Below are 20,222 nucleotides of genomic sequence, written 5' to 3'. Positions count from 1 at the left end.
GGCTCACCAGTAGAAGAAAACGCTGAAGACATGCGCAAACAGCGCAGCCAGCAGCGCAAAGGTGAGCGGTACATGCACAAACAGCCAGGCTTTCAGCAGGGCGGCAAGCTGCACATCGCGGCGGGCGCGGCCGAGCAGGGCTTCCTTGCGGGTCAGCAGGCCGAGCAATTGCCGCATCGCGGCTGAATTGCCGGCTTCATGCTCGGCCAGATGGGTCATCAGCAGGCGGGCGCGGGTAGTGGCGCAATGCGGATCATAACCGCGCAATTGCTGCCAGAAATTGCCGCCGATGCGGGTTTCATTGGCGGCGGAAAGCAGCGCCTTGTTCACGGCTTCGCTGAGCGGCAGGCCAAGCCGGCGCATTTCGCGATCCAATTGCGCAATCTGGCCCATCAGTTGCAGCAGGCCCATGCCGCGCCGGTTCTCGGTCATCAATTGCGGATAGCGGATATAGGTGTAGACGCCGAAAGCGCCGGAGAGGATCACCAGCAGCATCAGGCCATAAGCCAGGGTATGCACATTCCAGCCAAGCTGGAAGCCGGTATGCAGGGTGGCCAGCACAATCAGCGACAGGCCGAGATAGACATGCGCCGAGAGCCAGTCGGCCAGGCGGCTGCTGCTTGGCCCGTATTGCCGCTTGCGGATGCCGAACCAGGCCAGGAACAGGATGATGGCAAGGCTGAGCGTGCCGAGGATATAGCCAAGCCAGGTGCCGCCATTCGGCATCGGCTGCGGATCGTGGATGGCATAGGCCAGTGCCGCCAGCAGACAGGTCAGGGCCGCCAGCTTCAGGTAACGGAAGCTGCGATACACCAGCACTGATTCGTGGTGGGTGGCTTCGATGCGGGAGGGTGGGGCTACTTCCGCGCTCATGCTGGCGTCATCGCTCCCGTGTCAAAGAGGCGAGCGAAAGGAATTGCTCGGGGCTGACGCGGATCGCGGCGCCGGTGGGGCAGGCACGCACGCAGGCCGGGCCGCCATGCTGGTCCTTGCACATATCGCATTTCACGGCCTTCTTGCGCTTCGGCTCGGGCGGCGCACCGCCTGGCTTGGCCTGCGGCACTGGCTCGTGATGGTGGTCGATCTCCACCCCTGGCTCCACGCCCAAACCGAGGAACAGCCAGGAGAGCAGTCCGCTGCGCTTGGGCGGGGTTGGCGCCGCCATGCGGATCACGCCATAGGGGCAGTTACGTTCGCAATTGCCGCAGCCGATGCACGCATCGGTGATATAGACCTCACCATTGCGGGCGCGGTGGATGGCATCCGGCGGGCAATCCGCCATGCAATGTGGGTGTTCGCAATGCCGGCATGAAGTCGGCACATGGATCGAGGCATAGGTCGGGCCGGCTTCGCGGTCGAGCCGCGACACGCCCTGATGCGTATCGGCGCAGGCCTTCTCGCAATTGTCGCAGCGCACGCACAGGCTTTCGTCAATCAGCAGCACGTCGGTGGCTTCGCCCACACCCTGCTCGATCAGGAACTGGATGATGTTGCCCGCATCGGGCCGGCTCTCGGCGCGCTCATTCGCCATGATGCGGTCGCGGAAGCTGCGTTCCAGTTCGGCCTTCAGCGCCGGGGCGCTATCCACCAGTCTGCGGAAGGCATCGGCCGGGATGCTGATGGTTTCGGTAGCCACCGCGGCGCGCACCGTGGCCGAACGCGGTAGGTCGGCCAGCAGCGCCATCTCGCCAACATAATTGCCGGCAGCCAGATAGGACAGCACCACATCGCGGCCGCCGATGCGGCGCTGCACCAGCACCGAGCCAGTGCGGATGATGTGTAGTGCATCGCCCTTGTCGCCTTCCTCGAACAGAGTCTGGTTCGGGGCGAAGGTTTTGAACTCGGCCACATCGGCTACGGCTTCGAGGATGTTGCGCGGGGCGTTGGGTGCCAGATTGCGCTGGATCTGCCGCTCGGCAGCCTTGCGGTCAAGCACCCGGCGCACCGGGGCTGCCGAATTGAGCAGCTTGAGCATGCTGCGCCGACTGGTTTCCACCAGCACGCATTGGCTGCCGGCCAGCACCGTGGCGCTGCGGCGGCGGCCGGATATCAGCCCCATCTCACCGAAGAATTCCCCCTGGCCCAGCGATACCAGCTTGCTTGGATCGGTTGGATCAACCTGGATATACACATTGCCGGAAACGATGGTGTAGAAGCTGTTGGAATAGTCGTTGCGCCGAAACACCACGTCATTGGCTTTTGGCACATGGATGTTTGAATCGAGAATCAGTTCGCGCAGCACCAGCGGGTTGAGTTCGGCAAAAAGCGGCACATTGGCGCGGATGGTGGCCAGCACGGCATCCACATCGGCCTGACCCAGCACCTTGAATTTCTCGGCCAGCAAAGGCTCGTCGGCCGGCTTCACGGCATGGCCGAGGATGAATTCCACCACCTCATAGCCCTGGTTCATCGCCTGCTTGATCAGCGGATAACCGGCCAGCGCGCCGATGATATAAAGGCCCGGCACATTGGATTCGTATTGTGGGCTCACCTCAGGCAGCGCGCCGGGATCGGCGGAGGGGAAGCTGACGCCGCAGCTTTCAATGAATTTGCGCGGCGCGGTGGCGCCCAGGCGGGCGATGATGCGGTCGCAGGCCACGATGGCGGTGCCTTCCGCCGTTTTCAGTGTCATCTGCCCAGGCTCAATCTTGGCCGGCGATGAATTGAAATGTGCCTGGATCGTATTGTTTTCGATGGCAGCGGTAATGGCGTTCAGGTTGCCCTGTTTGGCACGGGCAAATTCGCCACGCCGATTGACGATGGCCACGGTATTCTGCTTGGCCAGCGCCACGGCATTTTCGATCGCGCTGTCGCCGGCGCCGATCACCACGATACGCTCGCCCTCGTATGCGTCGGGATCGTCGAGCTGATACTGCACCATCGGCAGGTCGGCGCCTGGGCAGTTCACCTTGTTGATGTTGCCCTGCAAGCCAATCGAGAGCACCACGCATTCGGCGCGGATACTGCTGCCATCGGCCAGCTTGATCTGAAAATTGCCGCGACTGCCGCTCACGCCGGTCACTTCGGCGTTGTAGCGGATATTCATTCGGGTCGCGGCTATCTCACTGTCCCAGGCACCAAGAATCTGCTCGCGGCTGCCGGCGGCAAACGACATGTCGGAACGTAAAGGCAGGATGTCAGGCGTGGCCATGACAAACTTGCCCTTCTGGTATTTGTAGATCGTGTCGGAGGCATGATCAGCGCGTTCCAGCAGCACATGGCTCACGCCACGCGCCGCAGCACGCCCGGCAGCACTCAAGCCGGCCGGTCCTGCGCCGATGATGGCAATACCGTATGCCTCTTCCGCCATCCCCCAGCCCATTGTTCTGGCGAAACAATTTTCCCCGGCAGCATTGTCGTTCGATGCTGTCGGCGCTGTCAACCAGTATGCTCTTGCCCTTGACTTGGCAGTGCCGCTTCCCCAATCATCGCGACCGGGGGCGCCGGATGCGCGCCGATAGCGCGGCATATGTGAACAAATGCACCAACTCGTCCATAGGCGCCATTTCGGCCGGCCGCTGCTTGCTGCGGCTGCCGGTTATGCGCTGATGGCACTTCATGGTGTTGCCGCGCAGCCGCAGCCTGCAACCCAGATGCCGGGCTTCATTGTCGATGCAGAAAACGGCTGCGCCACTTCCAATCCGATTCCGCGCTTGGGCGAAACCATTCGCTGGAGCGGCGATTGCGCCAATGGCCTGCTGCATGGTCAGGGTACGTTGCTGTGGTTGCGCGATGGCAAGCCGCGTGAACGGAATGAGGGCAGTTTTCTGGCCGGCGAACTGGATGGCCAGGCCAGCACCACTTTTGCAGATGGCACTTTGCTGGTGGGGCAATACCGGCGCGGCATCCGCCATGGCGAATTTATCCTGCGGCGGCCGAATGGTGCCACCATCCGCGCGGTCTATGCCGATGGCGCTTTGATTTCCGAACGCCAGATGGAAGCGTCGGAAATGCGCCAGATGCGCGAACGGCCGCCGCAACCGATTCCCGTCCAACCGCAAATGCAGGCGCAGCTACCACCGCAATACCAGCAGCAGGTGTATCAGGCGCCGCCGGCTTACCAGCCTCAGGCTGCGTATACGCCGCCGGCTTATGTGCCGCCGGTTTATGTGCCGACAACGGTTGCGCCGGCTGTGGCGCCGGCCAGCACCGGTTATGTCTCGCCCTGGTCGCCCAGCGCCTATCGCGGCGCTGCCGCCCCGGTTTACCAGGCCCCGGCCTACCAGCAAGTTCCAGCCTACCAGGCGCCAGCCTATCAACCGCCCGCCTACCAGCAGCCAGCTTATCAGGCACCGGTTTATCAAGCTGCGCCCTATCCGCAGCCGGTTTCGGCTAGTGTGATGTATGAGGCGAGTGGACGGGTGGGGGCGCTGGGCGGGCCCGAACTGGCATTGGGCGATGCGATGATGCTGGAGCGCGCCGGGCGCAATGCCGAGGCGGCGCAGCTTTACGGCCAGATTGCCGCCGTGGCCGGCAATACCGCCACCGGCCTGCTGGCCAATGAACGCGCCCAAAGGTTGCGCAGCCCAGCGGTGCAGATGGTGGCCTATCCCGGCGCCGCGCTGCCGCTGATGGGCACGGTGCCGCTGGATTATGCCGAGCGGCGCCAGCCGCTGGCCGGGCGCTATATCTGCACGGCGCCGAATATCTTTGCCAAACAGGCCAATTGGTGTGGCCGTGTGCTGCGCGAGGAGGGCAACGAGGTCGAGGTTGAAGTGCGCTCGCTGCGGTTGAACAGCTTCTTTGCCATCGGCTTCAGTTCGGCGCCCTGCACCGGCAACCGTTTTCTCAGTATCTTCAGCAGCGGCAAGCGCATCTGGGTGTCGCGCGGCTGTCTTGGGGGCGAGCTATGAAACATCTGCTGGCTTTTTTGCTGCTTGCCATGTTGCCGGCTGTGTCTCAGGCCCAGGTGCAGAGTGATCTGCGCGGGCGTTTCCTGGCCGATGTGGCTGCGCTGGCGGCACGGGCGGAAACAACAAGTGAGGATACCGCGCCGCTGAATACCCTGGCGCGCCTGTTCGGCGCTGACAGCCTGGCCAGTCGTGCAGTCTATCGTCGCGAAGGTGAACGCCATTATGCCGGCCTGGAAGGCAGCGGCGGGCAATGGTTCGACAATGCTGCGGCGGCGCAGGGTTTTCTACTGCGCAGTCTGGTGGCGGAAAGCCCAGCCGCGCCGGCTGAAATCCGCGCCAGTCTGGCCGCTCTGCCCAATACCGCCACCTTGGCTGCCGTGTCCGGCGCGGCAGCACAAAGCCTCGCCGATAGCCGGCTGATGCTGGCGCGCGGTGCGGTCAGCCAGGTTTCCTTCACGCCCAAGCAGGCTTTGCCGGCAGGGCAACTGGTGCTGGCCGGCCCGCCCGGTATCCGGGTTGACCGGCTGGAACGCAGCGGCGACGGGTTGAGTGCCAGTATTGCAGCAACGGCGCCGCTCAAGGCCGGGCCGCTGGTGCTGCGGCTGTTTGCGCCCGGCCATGGCTTCGTCGCCTTGCAGAATGTGCCGGCCTATGTGTTGGCCGGCGATGGTGAACCGGCTTTGCCGGCGCGGCGCGGCACTGATCGTGCCGAGGCGGCGCCGGTTTTGCAGGTCGGCGATTCGGTGACTGATCCACTGCCGGCGGCCGGCGGGCGCAATCATTACCGGCTGCTGCTGGCGCAGCCCGGCAGCTATCGCTTCAGCACCAGCGGCGCCACTGACACCGTGTTATCTATTCTGGATGCCAATGGCACACGCCTGGGCCGCGATGATGATTCCGGCCAGCGCTACAATGCCCGCTTGGGCCTCAGCCTGGCGCCGGGCCTTTACACCATCGTGGTGGAGCATTGCTGCGCCGGCCAGGGGCAATACCGCCTCGATATCGCTGCGGGGCCATGAATCTCTTGGCTGTGAGCCTGGTGCTGGCCGGGGCGGCCTGGGGCAGTTTTGCCGCCACGGCGGCGCAGCGCGCAGCAAGCGGCGGCAGCGTTCTGCATCCCAGCCGCTCATCCTGCGCCGGCTGTGGCCGCAAGCTTGGCTGGGGCGAATTGTTGCCGATTGCCGGTTATCTGCTGTGTCGTGGCCGCTGCCAAAGCTGCGGCGCAACGATCCCGGCGCTTTATCCGCTGGCTGAATTGGCTGGGCTGCTGATCGCGCTTACAGCCGTGCTGGCCTTTGGCGATGCCGGATGGCGCCTCGGCGCGGCTTTGCTGTTTGGTGCCGTGCTGCTGGCCATTGCCTTGCGCGATGCGGTGGATTTTATCATTCCCGATCTGCTCAGCCTGCCGCTGCTGCTGCTGGGCCTGGGCGCCATTGCCTGGCTGGAACCGGCAGCCTTGCCGGATCATGCTTTGGCCGCCCTGCTGGGCGGCGCGCTGCTCTGGCTGGTGGCCTGGCTCTATCGGCGGCGGCGCGGCCGCGATGGCCTTGGCCTGGGCGATGTGAAGCTGTTTGCCGCGCTTGGCGCCTGGCTCGGCCTGGAAGGGCTGGCGCCCTGCCTTCTGCTGGCGGCGTTTGGCGCGCTCGGCTATGTCGGCCTGCAAGCGTGGTTCTCAGGCCGGCCGATTGATGGCGCCGCCATGGTGCCGTTTGGCACCTGGCTCGGTTTTGCCGGCTGGCTGGTATATGTTGCGCCCATGCTGCTGGAGAAAATCTGATGCCGCCCGCCGCCTCGTCGCATGCCGAAGGCAATGCCGTGCTCGGCCTGCTGCTGGCGCGCGGCCAGGTACGGGCCGGCGATCTGGAACGTGCCGCCGAACTGGCGCGCAGCAGCGGCGCCAGCCTGGAAGCGGTGTTAAGCCGGCTGGGTCTGGTGGGTGATGCTGATATGGCCACCGCCATGGCCGAAGCGTTGCAAGTGCCCTATGCCGAACCGGCGCAGTTTCCGGCCCAGCCGCCGCTGGCCGAACGTCTGGCGCTGTCCTTCCTGCGCCATGCCTGTGTGCTGCCGCTGCGGGATGATGTGGCTGGGCTGGATGTTGCCATGGCCGATCCGCGCGATGATTTCACCGTCAACGCGCTGCGCCTGATGGTGCAGAAGCCGGTGCGCCGCTTTGTGTCGCCGCGCGGCGCCATTGAACGCGCGCTGGATCGCCTTGGCGAGGCGGCGGCGCCGCTGGTTGCAGCCAGCATCATGCCGGGCAAGGCGGCAGACCGCGATATGCTGGCCGATGCAGCCAGCGGGGCGCCGGCGGTGGCCTATGTGCAGAAGCTGCTCGGCGCCGCTGTGCGGCTGGCGGCTTCCGATATTCATCTGGAGCCGGGCGACAGCCGGCTGGAAATCCGTTTCCGGCTGGATGGCCGCCTGCTGCGCCAGCCCGACCCGCCGGCCGATCTGGCTGCCGCCATCATTGGCCGGATCAAGGTGCTGGCTGGGCTGGATATCGCCGAAAACCGACTGCCGCAGGATGGCCGCGTGCGCCATAGTGTGGATGGCCGCGAGATCGATATCCGGGTTGCCACCCTGCCGGCCCTGCATGGCGAGGCGGTGGCATTGCGCCTGCTGGATCGCGGCCATCTGCGCCAGGATATTGCCGCGCTCGGTTTTGATGCCGGGTTGTCGGCGGGTTTGGAAAAGTTGGTGCAGAAGCCACATGGTATCCTGCTGGTCACGGGTCCTACCGGCTCGGGCAAAACCACCACGCTGTATGGCCTGCTGGCGCGGCTGAACCGGCCGGATGTGAAAATCCTCACCGCGGAAGACCCGGTCGAATTCCGCCTCGATGGCATCAATCAGATTCAGGTGCGGCCCGGTATCGGCCTGGATTTTGCCCGCGTGCTGCGCGCCTTTCTGCGCCACGATCCGGATATCCTGATGGTGGGTGAAATCCGCGATGGCGAAACCGCCCGCATTGCCATTCAGGCGGCCCTCACCGGGCATCTGATCCTGTCCACCCTGCATACCAACGATGCGGTGGGCGCGATTCCGCGCCTACTCGATATGGGCGTGGAGCCTTATCTGCTGTCGGCCACGCTGAATGGCGTGTTGGCCCAGCGCCTGGTGCGCCGGCTGTGCCCGGATTGCGCCCGACCGGTTGCGGTTGACGGGCGGGCCGCGGCCGTTTTTGCCGCTGCCGGGCTGCCGGCGCCGGATCATCTGCATGAAGCCGCCGGCTGCCCGGCCTGCCATGGCACCGGCTATCGCGGCCGCCTAGCGATTGGTGAATTACTGCTGGTGGATGATGCCATCGCCGCGCTGATCGACCGCCGCGCCGATGCCGCCGAGCTGCTGGCGGCGGCGCGCCGCGCCGGCATGGGCAGCCTGCGCGGCAATGGCCTGGCGCTGGCCGCCAGCGGCGCCACGGCGCTGGATGAAGTGCTGCGCGCCACGAGCGGCCGCTGATGCCCAATTTCCGCTATCAGGCGCTGGATCGCAGCGGCGCGGAACGGAAAGGTATCCTGGCTGGTGCTGATCGCGCCGCCGTGGTGGCTGAATTGCAGGCCGGCGGGTTAATGCCGGTGGCTGTGGAGGCGGTGACGCTTGAGCTTGAGGCGGCAGCGGCTCCGGCGCTTTACAGCGTGAAACACTGCGCCGCGCTGTTTGGCGGGCTGGCAACATTGCTGGTGGCCGGCTTGCCGCTGGATCAGGCGCTGGCGGCCTTTGCCGAGATTGCCGCTGCCGACAAGGCCGGCGCCGCAACCCTGCTGCCGCTGGCCCAGCGCCTGCACCAGCGCTTGCGGCGCGGCGATGAATTTGCGGCGGCGTTGCAGGCCGAGGCGGGTTTGGGCCGTGGCTTCGAGCCGCTGGCCATCGGCCTGGTGGCGGCCGGGCAGGCCAGTAGCGACATGCCCGGCGCGCTGGCGCGGCTGGCGCGGCTCTATGAACGGCGCCAGCGCAATCAGGCGGCGCTGCAATCGGCTTTGCTCTATCCGGCAATCCTGCTGTTTGTCACCCTGCTGGTGCTGGCGCTGCTGCTCAGTTTTGTGATTCCGCAATTTGAACTGATGTTCCGCGATGCACGCCACGATCTGCCTTTGGTGACCAGGCTGGTCTTCGGTATCGCGGAAGGCTTGGGCCAGGCGTTGTGGCTGCTGGCTGTGCTGGCCCTGCCGGCCTGGCTGCTGCTGCGCCGCCGGCTGCGCGCTGGCGATGCACTGGCAGAATCCTGGCGCCTGCGCCTGGATGCGCTGTGGCTGCGGCTGCCGCTGCTGGGCGATCTGCTGCGCGGCCTGGAAAGTGAGCGGCTTGGCTTTGTGCTGGCCAGTCTGTTGTCGGCCGGTGTCGCCCTGCCAGACGCACTGCGCTTCACTGCTGATACGCTACGCAATGCGGTATTCGCGGCGGCCTTGCGCATGGCGGCCGTGAAACTGCGCCAGGGCAGCCGCCTGGTCGATGCCATGCCGGCGGGCGATCTGCTGCCGCCGCTGCTGCGCCGCCTGATCGTGCTGGGCGAGGCAGGCTCAAACCTGCCGGCGATGATGCTGAAGGCGGCGGGCTTGCATGAACAGGAAAGCGAAAGCCGCATGCGCCGCCTGATTGGGCTGATCGAGCCGGCTTTGGTGGTGGTGCTGGGCGGCATCATCGCCGTCACGCTGGTGGCGGTGCTGTCGGCGATTGTCGATCTCAACCGCCTGCCGTTATAATCCTCCCATGCGCAAGCGAGTCCAAGCCGGTTTCACCCTGATCGAATTGCTGGTCGTGCTGGCTATCCTGGCCCTGCTGGCCGGGCTGGTGGCGCCGCAGGTGGTGCGTTATCTCGGCACCGCCAAATCGGAAACCGCGCGTTTGCAGATTCAGATGCTGGTTTCGGCGCTGGAAATGTATCGCCTGGATGCCGGGCGTTATCCGGCCCAGGCCGAAGGATTGCGGGCGCTGGTGGAAAAGCCGGCTGCGGCGGCACGCTGGAACGGGCCGTATCTGCGCGGTGCCGGCCTGCCGAATGATCCCTGGGATCGACCCTATCTGTATCGCCAGCCGGGCCGCAACGGTGCTGATTTTGAGATCGTGTCGCTGGGTGCCGATGGCCAGCCCGGCGGCAGCGGCGAGGCCGCCGATGTCAGCAATATCCCGGCGAAATAACGCCGGCTTCACCCTGATCGAACTGGTGCTGGTGCTTGGCCTGATTGCCGGCGCTGCCTTGCTGCTCTGGCCGCTGGCATTGCGTCTGATGCCGCAGGCCAGTTTGCAGCGCAATGCCGAAGCGGTGGCGGCGCAACTGAACGGCGCCCGCATGGCGGCGATGCGGCAGAACCGCGTGCTGCGCCTTGGCCCGGCTGATTTCAGCCTACCGCCCGGCTTTCGCCTGGCCTTGCCGCCCGGCGGGGTGGATTTTGCGCCGGATGGCTTTTCCGCTGGCGCCCGCCTGCTGCTTCAGGATGCCGATGGCGCCAGCATCACCCTGCTGGTGGAGCCGGTGACTGGGCGGGTGCGGCTGCCATGAAGCACAAGGCCGGCTTCAGCCTGCTGGAAGTGCTGGTTGCCCTGGCTGCCGCGGCTTTGGTGCTGGCAGTGGCGTTGCCGCAGATGCGGCTGACGCTCAGCGCGGCGCGTCAGGCCGAGCGCCAGTCGCTGGCTTTGCTGGTGGCGGAAAGCAAACTGGCGGAACTGGCCTTGCAGCCGGACTTCACGCCATTTGAGGCCAGCGGCGAGGCCGAGGCCGGGCTGCTCTGGCAGGCCAGCATCCAGCCGGCGGAAGGCGTTGCCACTACTAGGCTTGGCCCCAGCCTGTGGCGCCTTAGCGTGCAGGTGCGTGATCGTAGCGGTGAAACCCGGCTCGATCTTGCCACCCTGCGTCTGGCCGAGGCCGGGCAATGAAACCGCGCAGCAGGCCGCAGGCCGGTTTCACCCTGGTGGAATTGCTGGTGGCGCTGGCGCTTACGGCTCTGGCCGCCCTGCTGGTAGCGGCGGCCTTACGCGCCGGTACGCTGGCGCTGGAGCGGGTGACACAGCATCAGCAGCGCACGGAAGCCTTGCGTGAAACCGCGCATCTGTTCCGCCGCCTGTTGCAGGCGGTGCCGCCGGTGGGGCAATACGAGCGCGGCCGGCTCTTGCTGTTTTTCAGCGGTGCGGCCGATAGCCTGGAATTACCGCTGGAAACCGCGCGTGGCCTGGAACGGGCGCGGTTTTATCTTGATGCCGGCAGCCTGCGCATGGCCTTGCTGCCACCGCCCTTTCCGTTGCCAGGTGCAACTGTAGCGCCGCTGCCGCCGGTGGTGTTGCTGGAGGATGTGACGGTTTTGCGCTTCGGTTATTTCGATGGCCGGACGTGGCAGCCGGCATGGCTGCTGGCGGAAAAACTGCCGCAGGCGGTGCGGATCGAGATGGTGCGGCAACACGGCGATGTCTGGCCGGCGCAGATTGTCGAGATCGCGACGGCGCCGAAATGAAGCCTGCCAAAGATAAAACAGGTAAGCAGCAGGGCTTTGCCCTGGTGGTGGTGGTGGCCGGCCTGGCCTTGCTGGCCGGCGCCCTGGCCTTGCTGGCACAACGCGGCGTGGCCGAATCTTATGGCACCGCCAATCTGCTGCTGCGCGCGCGCCAGATCCAGGCGGCGGATGCCGGCCTAGCCATCGCCTTGCAGGCTGTGCTGCGCGAAACATCGGTGCCGGCTGAGGCCGAGTTTGACGGCATGCGGCTGGGGTTGCGGGTTGGCGATGTGGCGCAGCTTGTGGATGTTAATGCGCCGACGGCTGCCGAAAAACTGTTGCCACTGCTGCGCCAGAACGGCGTGGATGCCGCCGCCGCCCAGGATTTGCTGGCGGTGCTGGCCGATTGGATCGATGCCGATGACCGGGCGCGGCCACAGGGGGCCGAAGCGGTAGCCTATCGCGCTGCCGGCCTGGGCTATGGCCCGCGTAATGCGCCGCTGGAAAGCCTGGCCGAATTGCCCTTGCTGTTCGGTTTTCCGACCGAGCTTTATCCCCGCCTGCTGCCGCATCTGACCGTACATAACGCCGCAGCGGGGGCGGTGCTGGTGGTAGATGTGGCGGTGGGCGCGCCCGGCGAGGCCGGCATCTTTCTGCGCCGCAGCCTGGTGGCGTTGCAGCCGGCCGGGCGCCGCAACTGGCAATTGCTGGCGCAATACGACCTGCCCGAATAGTTGCCCGCATCCGGCCGGGGCGATAGCCTGCGCTGGGATTTGGGGGAATGTTTTTATGGCGATGGGGCGCACAGCCACGCTCGCAGATATACCGGCGGCCTTGCGCAGCCTGGGCGGGGCTTTGCCGGCGCCGTTGCGCCGGCTCTGCGGTTTTGAGCCACAGCGCCTGCTGCTTGATCTGGCCGGCGACCGTATCGTGGCGCAGTTTTTTGATGGCCACCGTGCCGGCTCACGCCAGGTTTTGGCGCTTGATGAGGCGGCGGCGGTGGCGGCGTTGCGCAGTCTGGCCGCCCGGCCATTGGATGAAATTGTGCTGCGGCTTGGTGATGATGCCGTGCTGAGCACGGAATTGACCCTGCCCAACGCCGCGGCGCGTGCGCTGCCGGCGCTATTGCCGTTTGAACTGGAACGCCTGGCGCCGCTGCCGTTGAACCAGCTTTGCCATGGCCACGTGCTGCTGGCCGCCGGCCGGCCGGGTTTGCGCGTTTTGCTGCAGATGGCACCACGGGCTGCCATTGAAGCAGTGTTGCAACGGCTTGCCGGGTTTGGCCTGCGCCCGGATCGGGTGATCGGCTCCGGCGAGGCGGTGGTTTTCACCCGGCTGAACCTGCTGCCCGGCGCTGCCCGCGCTGCTGATTTGCGCCCGCTGCCGCCGCGCCGGCTGGCAAACCGCGCCGCCTGGATTCTGGCGCTTCTGGCCCTGGCTGCCGCGCTGGCCTCGCCATTTCTGCATCTGGCCTGGCAAAGCCGGCAAGTGCAGGCCGAGAGTGCGGCTTTGCGCGCGCAACTGGCCGCGCGGCAGGCCGCCGAACCTGTGCGCGGGCTGCAAACTGCGGCGGCGCAGCGGCTGCAAAAGCTGCAAGCCTTGCAGGCAGCGCGGCCGGCTGCCGTGCTGGTGCTGGAGGCATTGACCCGCGCTCTGCCGGATGATGCCTGGCTGACACAGCTCAATCTTGCTGATGGTCAGATCGAGATTGTTGGCCAGGCGCGTGCCGCCACCGCCTTGGTGCCGCTGCTGGAAGCCATGCCGATGCTGGCCGGCGTGCGTTTCCTGACCCCGGTGACCCGCGACGCCGCCTCGGGCCGCGAACGCTTCCATTTTGCTTTGCTGCTGAAGCCTGCCGGGGGGGCGCCATGAACCGCCTGCTGCCCAGCCTGATCCTGCTTGGCCTGATCTTTGCCTTTGGTTTGGTGGCGCAGCTCGGCTTTGGGCAATACCGCCTGCTGGCTGCTGAACTGGAAGCTTTGCGCCTGGAAGCCGCCTTGCTGCGGCGTGAGGCACAGCAGCCGGGTTCGTCGGCCGCGAGCGATCCGGCGCTGCTGGTGCGCGGTGCCAGCGAGGCGGTGGCGCAGGCCGGTTTACTCGATTTCATCAAAAGCGTGGTGGAAGGTGCCGGCGGCCAGGTGGTGGCGTTGCAGCCCCGGCCGGTAACCGGCATTGCAGACGACGGCGCCGTGCTGCTGCGGGCGCAGTTCAATGCCGATTCTGCCGGTTTGCAGGAGGCGCTGCATGCCATCGAAGCCAGCAAGCCGGCTCTGCTGGTGGAAGGGCTGTTGCTGCGCCAGGCCGGCAAACCCGCTGATGGCGCGGCGATGCGGCTGGATGCCACGCTCGACCTGCGCGCATACCGGTATCCCGAATGAGCGAGATTCGTTCTGCCATGCTGCCTGTGCCGCGCCGGGCGCCGTTGCGGCCATTTCCGCTCTTGCTGGCGGCATTCTGCCTTGCTTTGGCAGCCTGGCCCTGGCTGATGCCAAGAACGGATTTGCCGGCCAGCATAAAAACGCCACCAGCCGAGGCGCCGGTGGCTTTGCCCCTGCCGCCGCTGGATAGCCTGCGCGAAACCATGCGGCGGCCCTTGTTTGAAAGCCTGCGCCAGCCGGCCGCCAAGCCAGCAACGGCGCCGCCGCAGGATGGCGCACCGCTGGTGCTGGGGCGTTATCGGCTGCTCGGCATTGTCGGCAGTGGCGGGCGCCGCTCGGCTTTGCTGGCGCCGCTGGCTGGTGGTGCCAGCCGCTTGCTGGCGGCGGGCGATATGCTGGAGGATTGGCGCATAACACAGGTGGGCGAAGCTGATCTCACCCTGATGCGCGGCAGCGAAAGCCAGACCGTGGCGTTGCGCCATGCCAGATAGCAGAGCGAAAAGAAAATTGTGCCATATCAGGGATTCCGCTTAAGGTGCCGAGCATGTTGATCCACCGCCCCCATTTCCGCGCCTTTGTTGCCATGATGCTGCTGCTGGCCGGTCTGGCCGGCTGCACTGTCGAGCAGCAGCAGCAGCCCGCCAGCCAGCCGCGCCTGCCGCCGCAGGCAGCGGCGCAGAATGATCGGGTTTCCGGCCCGGTGCGCCCGGCCAATCCAGGGCAGCAGTCCGGCAAGATCGCCGAGGTGTATCGCGGCGCCGGCACGCAGAGCCAGGTGACCACTTTGGGCGGGCGCGGGCCGGCAGCAGCGGCGACTCCGAGGCCGGCCGGCGATATCACGCTGAATTTTGAGGATGCCGATGTGCGCGAGGTGGCGCAGGTGGTGCTGCGCGACCTGCTGCGGCTGACCTATACCATCGATCCGGATGTGCAGGGCCGGGTGACGTTCCGCACCAACAGCCCGCTCACCCGCGAGCAATTGCTGCCGGCTTTGGAAAGCCTGCTGCGCGCCAACGATCTGGCGCTGAGTGCGGCCGGCGGCGTCTACCGCGTCAGCCGCGCCGGTGTGGTGGCATCCGGCAGCGGGCTATCCGCGCCGCGCACACCAAGCAGTGCAGGCGGCAGCGGCACGGTGCGGGTTTTCCCGCTGCGTTTTGTCTCGGCTGATGAAATGGGCAAAATCCTCAAGCCGGTGGTGGGCGAAAGCCGCGTGCTGCTCACCGATGCGGCGCGCTCGCTGGTGGTGGTGCAGGGTTCGGCTAATGAGCTCAGGCTGGCGGCGGAGACAATCCAGGTCTTCGATATCGACCAGTTGATCGGCCAGACCGTGCTGCTTGAAAGCCTGCTCAATGCCGATGCCGGCACGCTGGCGCTGGAACTGGAAAACCTGTTTCAGAGCGGCAAATCCGGCATGCTGGATGGCGCCGTGCGCATCATCCCGATCGAGCGCATGAATGCCATCATGGTGATCACGGCGCAGCCGCGTTACATCGAGGAAGCGCGCAACTGGATCGCCCGGCTTGATCGCACCCGCAATGCCGCGCAGCGCCGCCTGTTCGTGTATTACATGCAGAATGGCAAGGCGGCTTCGGTGGCCCGCACCCTGCGCGGCATCTATGGCCTGGGTGATGGCGGTGGCAATGCCGCGCCGGCCCGCGGCCAGTCTCTCGGTAGTCAGTCGCTGTCCACCGGCAATGCCGCGCTGGGCCGGCCGGCCATGGCGGCGCCGGCACTCACGGCACGCGGCCAGCCGAATGATCCAAGCGGGCTGCTGGGCCAGGTGCGCAACGCCCAATCGGGGGCGCCGGGCGAGGGCGAAGGCGGCGTGCGGATTTTTGCCGACGAAGCCAATAACGCCATTCTGGCACTGGCGACGCCGAGCGAATACCAGTCGATTGAGGAAACGCTGTCGAAGCTTGATCTGGTGCCGTTGCAGGTGCTGATCGAGGCCAGCATCGTGGAAGTGGCGCTGAATGACACGCTGCGTTTCGGCGTGCAATATTATCTCAATGGCGACCCGTTCAACGAATCGACCGGCGTGGCCGGTGTGCTGAATGCTGTCGCGCGGCCGGCCTTGCCGGCGGGTCTGGTCTCGTCGCTGGATGCCGCCGGCGCCAATGCCGGTGGCTTTTCGCTGTTTCTCACCCGGGGCGGCACGCCGCGCGTGGTGCTGGATGCGTTGTCCTCGATCACCGAACTCAACATGATCTCGTCGCCTTCGCTGCTGGTGCTGGATAACCAGGTGGCGCGGCTCCAGGTGGGCAGCGCGGTGCCGATCATCACCCAGTCAGTGGTGGCGGCGCCGAGCGGCAGCGTCACGCCCACCGGCAATTCCACCAATATCGCCAATGCCATCGATTACCGCGATACCGGCGTGATGCTGGAAGTGGTGCCGCGGGTGAATGCGTCCGGGCTGGTAACGCTGGAAATCGCCCAGGAGGTCAGCGATGTGAGCCAGCCGGTTGCCGGCGCCACGATCCAGTCGCCCACCATCAACCAGCGCCGCATCGTTTCCACCGTGGCCGTATCCAGCGGTGAAACCGTGGTGCTGGGCGGCCTGATCCGCGATGGCCAGAGCGTCACCGACCGTGGCCTGCCCGGGCTGCATAGCCTGCCGATCATCGGCCCACTTTTTGGCACCAAGGGCAATGCTTCCAGCCGCACCGAACTGATGGTGATGCTCACCCCCAAAGTGATCCGCAACCAGCGTGAAGCGCGCGATGCCAGCCAGGATTTGCAGCGCAAATTCCAGGCGGTGCTGACCCTGATGGGTCGTGGCATCAATCCGGCGCCGCGTAACCCGCAGAATGTGTTTGCTGATTAATCTAATTCAGGTTGCAAGATTGTTTCAGTGAGTAGCGAGAGGTTGTCGCTGCGGCTAATCTCGCCGCCATGCAGGCCACACTCGACATCTCTCCGCTGGAAGGCGGCTCGGCAATTTGCCGGCTGCGTGAGGATGTGTTCTCGGCACCGGCACGCGAGGTGATTGCCCAGGCGGCGCGCAACTGGCTTGATCGCCGCCGGATCACGGCGCTGGAACTGACCCATCATGCCGCGCATGGCCGCGCCCTGGCCGATGACGGCACGCATTACGCCAATATGGTGCAGCGTGTGGCCGTGGTGCAGGTGCGCGGCAGCCAGCGCGGTGTTGGCGAGCGGGTGAAGGAACTATACGACCTGGTGGACCAGGCCGGCCAGATGCTGCGCCAGGCCGAACAGGCTATGCCGGCTGATCTGGCGGCGCCAAACGCGACGGCACTGGGCGCGCATTGGCAGGCTGGGCGGCAGTTTCCCGCCATGGTGGCGCTGGCCGGTTGGCTGGCGCCGCTGGCCGATTGGCCGGCCAAGGCCAGCCTCTGTCTTGATCTGCTGGGCGACGAAACGGCTGCGGCGCCGTTGCTGGATGCGCTGCTGGCGGAAATCCTGCAAGCCGATGCGGCTTTGCCGGCTTTGTTTGGCGCCGTACCCAATATGGGCGCGCGGCTGGAGCAATTCCTGGCGCTGCTCTCGGGCCAGGAATTGCCGCTTTTCGCAGCGCCCGATGCCGAAACCCTGGCGGTGCCGGCGGCCGGGCTGGAACGCCGCCTGGCCGGCATGCTGGCGCGTCATGAAATGCCGCGTTTCCGCGCCGGCCTGGTGGATCGTTTCCAGCATTTGCTGGCCGCCCATGGTGGCCTGGATGATGGTGAACCGCCGAATGAACTGAGCGCCCTGCGCAGCCTGCGCAAGGCGATGGCGCCGCTGCCGGCACTGGCACAGGCCGAGGCGGTGCGTGCGGCGCTGAACCGGCGCTATGCCCGGCTCTCAACCCCGGAGGCAATCATCGCGCTGTTCGAGCCGGCGCCGGGCTGGGGTCTGCGCGTCGCCGAGGCGTTCCGGCTGCATGAGGAGCTGGAAGACGGCGCGGCGCGGCAGAATGCGATGAAATACATCGCCTATGCCTTTGACCACCGCGATTTCCTGCGTGATTTTGCCCCGGCCGGCGCGGATCGCGGCAAACTGGCCACGGCTTTGCGCAGCATGGTGAACCGCTCCAGCGCCGCACCGCATCGCAAGGAAGTGTTTAACCGCGCCCTGGCCGGCCTGGGGGCTGCCGTGGATGCCGCCGCCGAAGCCGAGCGCCGCCGCATGGTGCGCAGCCAGGCCGGGCCAGAAGACAAGGTGACTTACAACGGCCGGCATTATGCCCTGCGCAACTGGAGTCCGCTCGGCCTGGTGTTTGGCCCGGTGCCGCAGCCGCCGGCACCGGAACAGCCCTGCCATCTGCATGTGCGTATCCGCAATCCGGTGCTGACGGTGAATTTTGAGGCCGATGCCACGGTGGCGCGGGTGGACGATGGCGGCACCGTGGCCGTGCGCTACCGCTGCCGCGACAAATCCGCCGAGCGCAAGATCAAGGAATATTTCGGCCTTTGACGTCTTAGGCCGCCAAGGCTCGGCGCCGGTCCTCCACCACGCGGTCGGCCAGCCTGCCGCTCAATTCCTGCAAATGGTCGAAATGCGCCTCGAAGCCGCCGACGCCCAATGTGGCCGAGCGCAGTTCGGTGGCCAGGCCGGCCATTTCGGCTTCCGGCATGTGGCAATCGATGATGTCCCAGCCCGGCCAGCCCTCGCGCGCCGCCATGCCCAGGATATGGCCGCGCCGGCTGGAAACAATCGCATGCACCTTGGCGGTAAAGCCATTCGGCACGGCAAAGCATACTGCCTGGATCGGTTCCAACAGCACCGGGCCGCAATTCGGCAGGCCTTCATGCATGGCCATGCCGCCAGCGGTGCGGAAAGCCTGGTCGCTGGAATCCACCGCATGCGACTGGCCGTCCAGCAGGCTGACCGCCACATCCACCACCGGAAAACCCAGCGGGCCGCGTTGCAACGCTTCGCGGATACCCTCATCCACTGCCGGGATGTAGTTTTTCGGAATGGCGCCGCCCACCACGCGGTTATGAAAGACATAGCCGGCGCCGCGCGGCTGCGGATCAATATGCAGCTTCACATCGGCGAATTGGCCATGGCCGCCGCTCTGGCGCTTGAAGCGGGCATGATAGGGCGCGCCATGGCGGATGGTTTCGCGATAGGCGCAAAGCGGCGCCGTGGTGCGCACCGAAACATTGAAGCGTAGCTGCAAACGCTCCACTGCCAGCTTGAGATGGATTTCACCCTGGCCTTTGAGCAGCAATTGCCCATAGGCGCCGCCATGCTCCAGGCTCAGGGCGCGATCCTCCTCCAGCAGCTTGTGCAAGGCGGCGGTAAGTTTCACCTCGTCCTTGCGGTCGGCCGGGGCCAACGCCAGGGCCAGCACCGGTGCCGGCGCGGCGGGCCAGTCGGGCTGCGGCGCCGGGCGGCCATCGCTGCCGATCAGGTCGCCGGTATTGGCCTCGTCCAGCTTGGCGATGGCTGCCACCATGCCGGGCTCGGCCAGGGCCAGTTTCTGCATCTCGCTGCCCATTGGCCGCAGCAGGCCGGCAATGCGGCGGCCGTTCAGGGGTGCATTCTCGGCCAGGCTGCCAGACCAGATGCGGCATAATGAAAGTTTGCCGGTATGCGGCTGATGCAGGGTCTTGAACACGCTGGCGCTGAAGCCCGCCGTTGCATCAAGCCTGAGCCGCGCCGCTGTCTGCGCCGGCTCCGGGGCTTCATGGCGCAAGGCTTTCAGCAGCCGCTGCACGCCGTTGCCATGTTCGGCCGAGCCGAAGAAAACCGGCACGATCAGGTCCTGTTGCAGGTCGCGGGTCAGCTGCGCATAGATTTCCTCGGCCGGCGGGATGCGGTCTTCCAGCAATTGCTCCAGCAGCGCATCGTCGAAATCGGCGATGGTTTCCAGCAGGCCCTGGCGTGCCTCGGCCTCGCGCGGGCGCAGGCTTTCCGGCATGGCGATCAGGTCAGAGGGGGTATTCTCACGCCAGCGATAGGCGCGCTGGCTCACCAGATCAACATGGCCCAGCACCTGCTCGCCATCGCGGATCGGCACTTCGCGCAACACCAGCGGCCGCGCCGATACGGTCTGTAATGCAGCGAGCAGATCGCGCATCAGCAGGTTGCTCTTGTCCATCTTGTTAACAAACAGCAGATGCGGGATGCGGCGCGCATCCAGGAAATGCAGCAAAGGCGCCAGGGTCACGGCGCGGGTTGGATCGGGTTCGGCCACCACCACGGCGATATCGGCCACCATCAAGGCGGCCATGGCATCCTGCGCCAGTTCCACCGAGCCGGGACAGTCGATCACGCTCCAGCTTTCGCCCAGGTATACGAAAGACGCGATATTTGGCTCGATAGTCATCTGCCGGCTGCGCGCTTCGGCCTGGTTGTCGCCCAGCGAAGTGCCGGCGGCAACACTGCCTTTGCGCGGGATCGCGCCTGCGGCGAAGAGCAGAGCTTCGAGCAATGATGTCTTGCCGGCGGTGTAGGGCCCCACCAGGGCGGCCACGCGCGGCTTGGCAAGCGGTTTGGCTACCATGCGCTTTCCTCCCGTTTTCAGATGCCAGAAATGCAGTCTGGGGAATACTCGACGCGGGTTTTTACCGGCCCGTCTGCGAACAGGATTCCACAATCCCGGGAAAGAGTCTCGG

General features: G+C 65.9%; 18 protein-coding genes. 15 read left to right on the top strand and 3 right to left on the bottom strand.

The features are described from left to right. Window positions 1-3 precede the first annotated feature (3 nt). A complete protein-coding gene (locus KBB36_RS11320) occupies window positions 4-873 on the bottom strand; it encodes a hypothetical protein (protein ID WP_290980393.1) in 870 nt (289 codons plus the stop codon). A gap of 7 nt (window positions 874-880) precedes the next feature. Continuing rightward, entirely contained in the window at window positions 881-3,310 is a 2,430-nt protein-coding gene (locus KBB36_RS11315; RefSeq protein WP_290980390.1) for a cyclic nucleotide-binding domain-containing protein, read from the bottom strand. A gap of 238 nt (window positions 3,311-3,548) precedes the next feature. Between KBB36_RS11315 and KBB36_RS11310 the strand changes: the two genes are divergently transcribed. From KBB36_RS11310 to KBB36_RS11240, 15 genes are all read left to right on the top strand, one after another. Continuing rightward, complete coding sequence (locus KBB36_RS11310; RefSeq protein WP_290980388.1) at window positions 3,549-4,853, top strand: hypothetical protein; 1,305 nt, start codon at window positions 3,549-3,551, stop codon at window positions 4,851-4,853. Then, window positions 4,850-5,872: a hypothetical protein gene (locus KBB36_RS11305; protein ID WP_290980384.1), complete on the top strand. Its 1,023-nt coding sequence runs from the start codon at window positions 4,850-4,852 to the stop codon at window positions 5,870-5,872. The genes KBB36_RS11310 and KBB36_RS11305 overlap by 4 nt, the downstream gene beginning before the upstream one ends. Next, the gene (locus tag KBB36_RS11300) at window positions 5,869-6,630 is read left to right on the top strand and encodes an A24 family peptidase (protein WP_290980381.1); all 762 of its coding nucleotides are present in this window, start codon (window positions 5,869-5,871) and stop codon (window positions 6,628-6,630) included. Before KBB36_RS11305 ends, KBB36_RS11300 begins: the two co-directional genes overlap by 4 nt. Further along, window positions 6,630-8,315 (top strand): GspE/PulE family protein, encoded by a 1,686-nt coding sequence (locus KBB36_RS11295; RefSeq protein ID WP_290980378.1) that lies wholly within the window; start codon window positions 6,630-6,632, stop codon window positions 8,313-8,315. The genes KBB36_RS11300 and KBB36_RS11295 overlap by 1 nt, the downstream gene beginning before the upstream one ends. Next, entirely contained in the window at window positions 8,315-9,556 is a 1,242-nt protein-coding gene (locus KBB36_RS11290; RefSeq protein ID WP_290980377.1) for a type II secretion system F family protein, read from the top strand. The genes KBB36_RS11295 and KBB36_RS11290 overlap by 1 nt, the downstream gene beginning before the upstream one ends. 7 nt (window positions 9,557-9,563) lie before the next feature. Beyond that, window positions 9,564-9,992 carry a type II secretion system major pseudopilin GspG gene (gene gspG, locus KBB36_RS11285; protein ID WP_290980374.1) on the top strand — a complete coding sequence of 143 codons (429 nt, stop codon included), beginning with the start codon at window positions 9,564-9,566 and terminating at the stop codon, window positions 9,990-9,992. Further along, window positions 9,967-10,353: a Tfp pilus assembly protein FimT/FimU gene (locus KBB36_RS11280; RefSeq protein WP_290980371.1), complete on the top strand. Its 387-nt coding sequence runs from the start codon at window positions 9,967-9,969 to the stop codon at window positions 10,351-10,353. Before gspG ends, KBB36_RS11280 begins: the two co-directional genes overlap by 26 nt. Then, window positions 10,350-10,727, top strand: a complete 378-nt coding sequence (gene gspI, locus KBB36_RS11275) for a type II secretion system minor pseudopilin GspI (RefSeq protein WP_290980368.1) — start codon at window positions 10,350-10,352, stop codon at window positions 10,725-10,727. The genes KBB36_RS11280 and gspI overlap by 4 nt, the downstream gene beginning before the upstream one ends. Continuing rightward, window positions 10,724-11,299: a prepilin-type N-terminal cleavage/methylation domain-containing protein gene (locus tag KBB36_RS11270; RefSeq protein WP_290980365.1), complete on the top strand. Its 576-nt coding sequence runs from the start codon at window positions 10,724-10,726 to the stop codon at window positions 11,297-11,299. The genes gspI and KBB36_RS11270 overlap by 4 nt, the downstream gene beginning before the upstream one ends. Further along, entirely contained in the window at window positions 11,296-12,012 is a 717-nt protein-coding gene (locus KBB36_RS11265) for a type II secretion system protein GspK (RefSeq protein WP_290980362.1), read from the top strand. Before KBB36_RS11270 ends, KBB36_RS11265 begins: the two co-directional genes overlap by 4 nt. A 55-nt stretch (window positions 12,013-12,067) precedes the next feature. Beyond that, window positions 12,068-13,150 (top strand): PilN domain-containing protein, encoded by a 1,083-nt coding sequence (locus KBB36_RS11260; RefSeq protein WP_290980359.1) that lies wholly within the window; start codon window positions 12,068-12,070, stop codon window positions 13,148-13,150. Next, window positions 13,147-13,656 carry a type II secretion system protein GspM gene (gspM, locus tag KBB36_RS11255; RefSeq protein WP_290980356.1) on the top strand — a complete coding sequence of 170 codons (510 nt, stop codon included), beginning with the start codon at window positions 13,147-13,149 and terminating at the stop codon, window positions 13,654-13,656. Before KBB36_RS11260 ends, gspM begins: the two co-directional genes overlap by 4 nt. Continuing rightward, complete coding sequence (locus KBB36_RS11250; protein WP_290980353.1) at window positions 13,653-14,147, top strand: hypothetical protein; 495 nt, start codon at window positions 13,653-13,655, stop codon at window positions 14,145-14,147. The genes gspM and KBB36_RS11250 overlap by 4 nt, the downstream gene beginning before the upstream one ends. 53 nt (window positions 14,148-14,200) lie before the next feature. After that, on the top strand, window positions 14,201-16,480 hold the full coding sequence (gene gspD, locus KBB36_RS11245; RefSeq protein ID WP_290980350.1) for a type II secretion system secretin GspD: 2,280 nt from the start codon (window positions 14,201-14,203) through the stop codon (window positions 16,478-16,480). Between the two features lie 68 nt (window positions 16,481-16,548). Next, window positions 16,549-18,072, top strand: a complete 1,524-nt coding sequence (locus tag KBB36_RS11240; protein ID WP_290980348.1) for a hypothetical protein — start codon at window positions 16,549-16,551, stop codon at window positions 18,070-18,072. Between the two features lie 4 nt (window positions 18,073-18,076). Here KBB36_RS11240 and KBB36_RS11235 read toward each other — a convergent pair whose 3' ends face one another. Continuing rightward, window positions 18,077-20,110, bottom strand: coding sequence for an elongation factor G (locus KBB36_RS11235; RefSeq protein WP_290980346.1), 2,034 nt, complete (start codon window positions 20,108-20,110; stop codon window positions 18,077-18,079). Window positions 20,111-20,222: the final 112 nt, after the last annotated feature.

Origin of the sequence: Ferrovibrio sp., from assembly GCF_017994015.1 — a bacterium.
Classification (GTDB): domain Bacteria; phylum Pseudomonadota; class Alphaproteobacteria; order Ferrovibrionales; family Ferrovibrionaceae; genus Ferrovibrio.
Note: the sequence above shows the minus strand (reverse complement) of the source record. Positions and strands in the feature narration are given on the sequence as shown.

Coding starts and splice junctions, on each gene's coding strand:
- KBB36_RS11310 (WP_290980388.1), top strand. CDS start 3,549: ATGGCACTTCATGGTGTTGCCGCGCAGCCGCAGCCTGCAACCCAGATG.
- KBB36_RS11305 (WP_290980384.1), top strand. CDS start 4,850: ATGAAACATCTGCTGGCTTTTTTGCTGCTTGCCATGTTGCCGGCTGTG.
- KBB36_RS11300 (WP_290980381.1), top strand. CDS start 5,869: ATGAATCTCTTGGCTGTGAGCCTGGTGCTGGCCGGGGCGGCCTGGGGC.
- gspD (WP_290980350.1), top strand. CDS start 14,201: ATGTTGATCCACCGCCCCCATTTCCGCGCCTTTGTTGCCATGATGCTG.
- KBB36_RS11240 (WP_290980348.1), top strand. CDS start 16,549: ATGCAGGCCACACTCGACATCTCTCCGCTGGAAGGCGGCTCGGCAATT.
- KBB36_RS11315 (WP_290980390.1), bottom strand. CDS start 3,310: ATGGCGGAAGAGGCATACGGTATTGCCATCATCGGCGCAGGACCGGCC.
- KBB36_RS11250 (WP_290980353.1), top strand. CDS start 13,653: ATGAGCGAGATTCGTTCTGCCATGCTGCCTGTGCCGCGCCGGGCGCCG.
- KBB36_RS11235 (WP_290980346.1), bottom strand. CDS start 20,110: ATGGTAGCCAAACCGCTTGCCAAGCCGCGCGTGGCCGCCCTGGTGGGG.
- gspM (WP_290980356.1), top strand. CDS start 13,147: ATGAACCGCCTGCTGCCCAGCCTGATCCTGCTTGGCCTGATCTTTGCC.
- KBB36_RS11280 (WP_290980371.1), top strand. CDS start 9,967: ATGTCAGCAATATCCCGGCGAAATAACGCCGGCTTCACCCTGATCGAA.
- gspI (WP_290980368.1), top strand. CDS start 10,350: ATGAAGCACAAGGCCGGCTTCAGCCTGCTGGAAGTGCTGGTTGCCCTG.
- KBB36_RS11320 (WP_290980393.1), bottom strand. CDS start 873: ATGAGCGCGGAAGTAGCCCCACCCTCCCGCATCGAAGCCACCCACCAC.
- KBB36_RS11270 (WP_290980365.1), top strand. CDS start 10,724: ATGAAACCGCGCAGCAGGCCGCAGGCCGGTTTCACCCTGGTGGAATTG.
- gspG (WP_290980374.1), top strand. CDS start 9,564: ATGCGCAAGCGAGTCCAAGCCGGTTTCACCCTGATCGAATTGCTGGTC.
- KBB36_RS11295 (WP_290980378.1), top strand. CDS start 6,630: ATGCCGCCCGCCGCCTCGTCGCATGCCGAAGGCAATGCCGTGCTCGGC.
- KBB36_RS11260 (WP_290980359.1), top strand. CDS start 12,068: ATGGCGATGGGGCGCACAGCCACGCTCGCAGATATACCGGCGGCCTTG.
- KBB36_RS11290 (WP_290980377.1), top strand. CDS start 8,315: ATGCCCAATTTCCGCTATCAGGCGCTGGATCGCAGCGGCGCGGAACGG.
- KBB36_RS11265 (WP_290980362.1), top strand. CDS start 11,296: ATGAAGCCTGCCAAAGATAAAACAGGTAAGCAGCAGGGCTTTGCCCTG.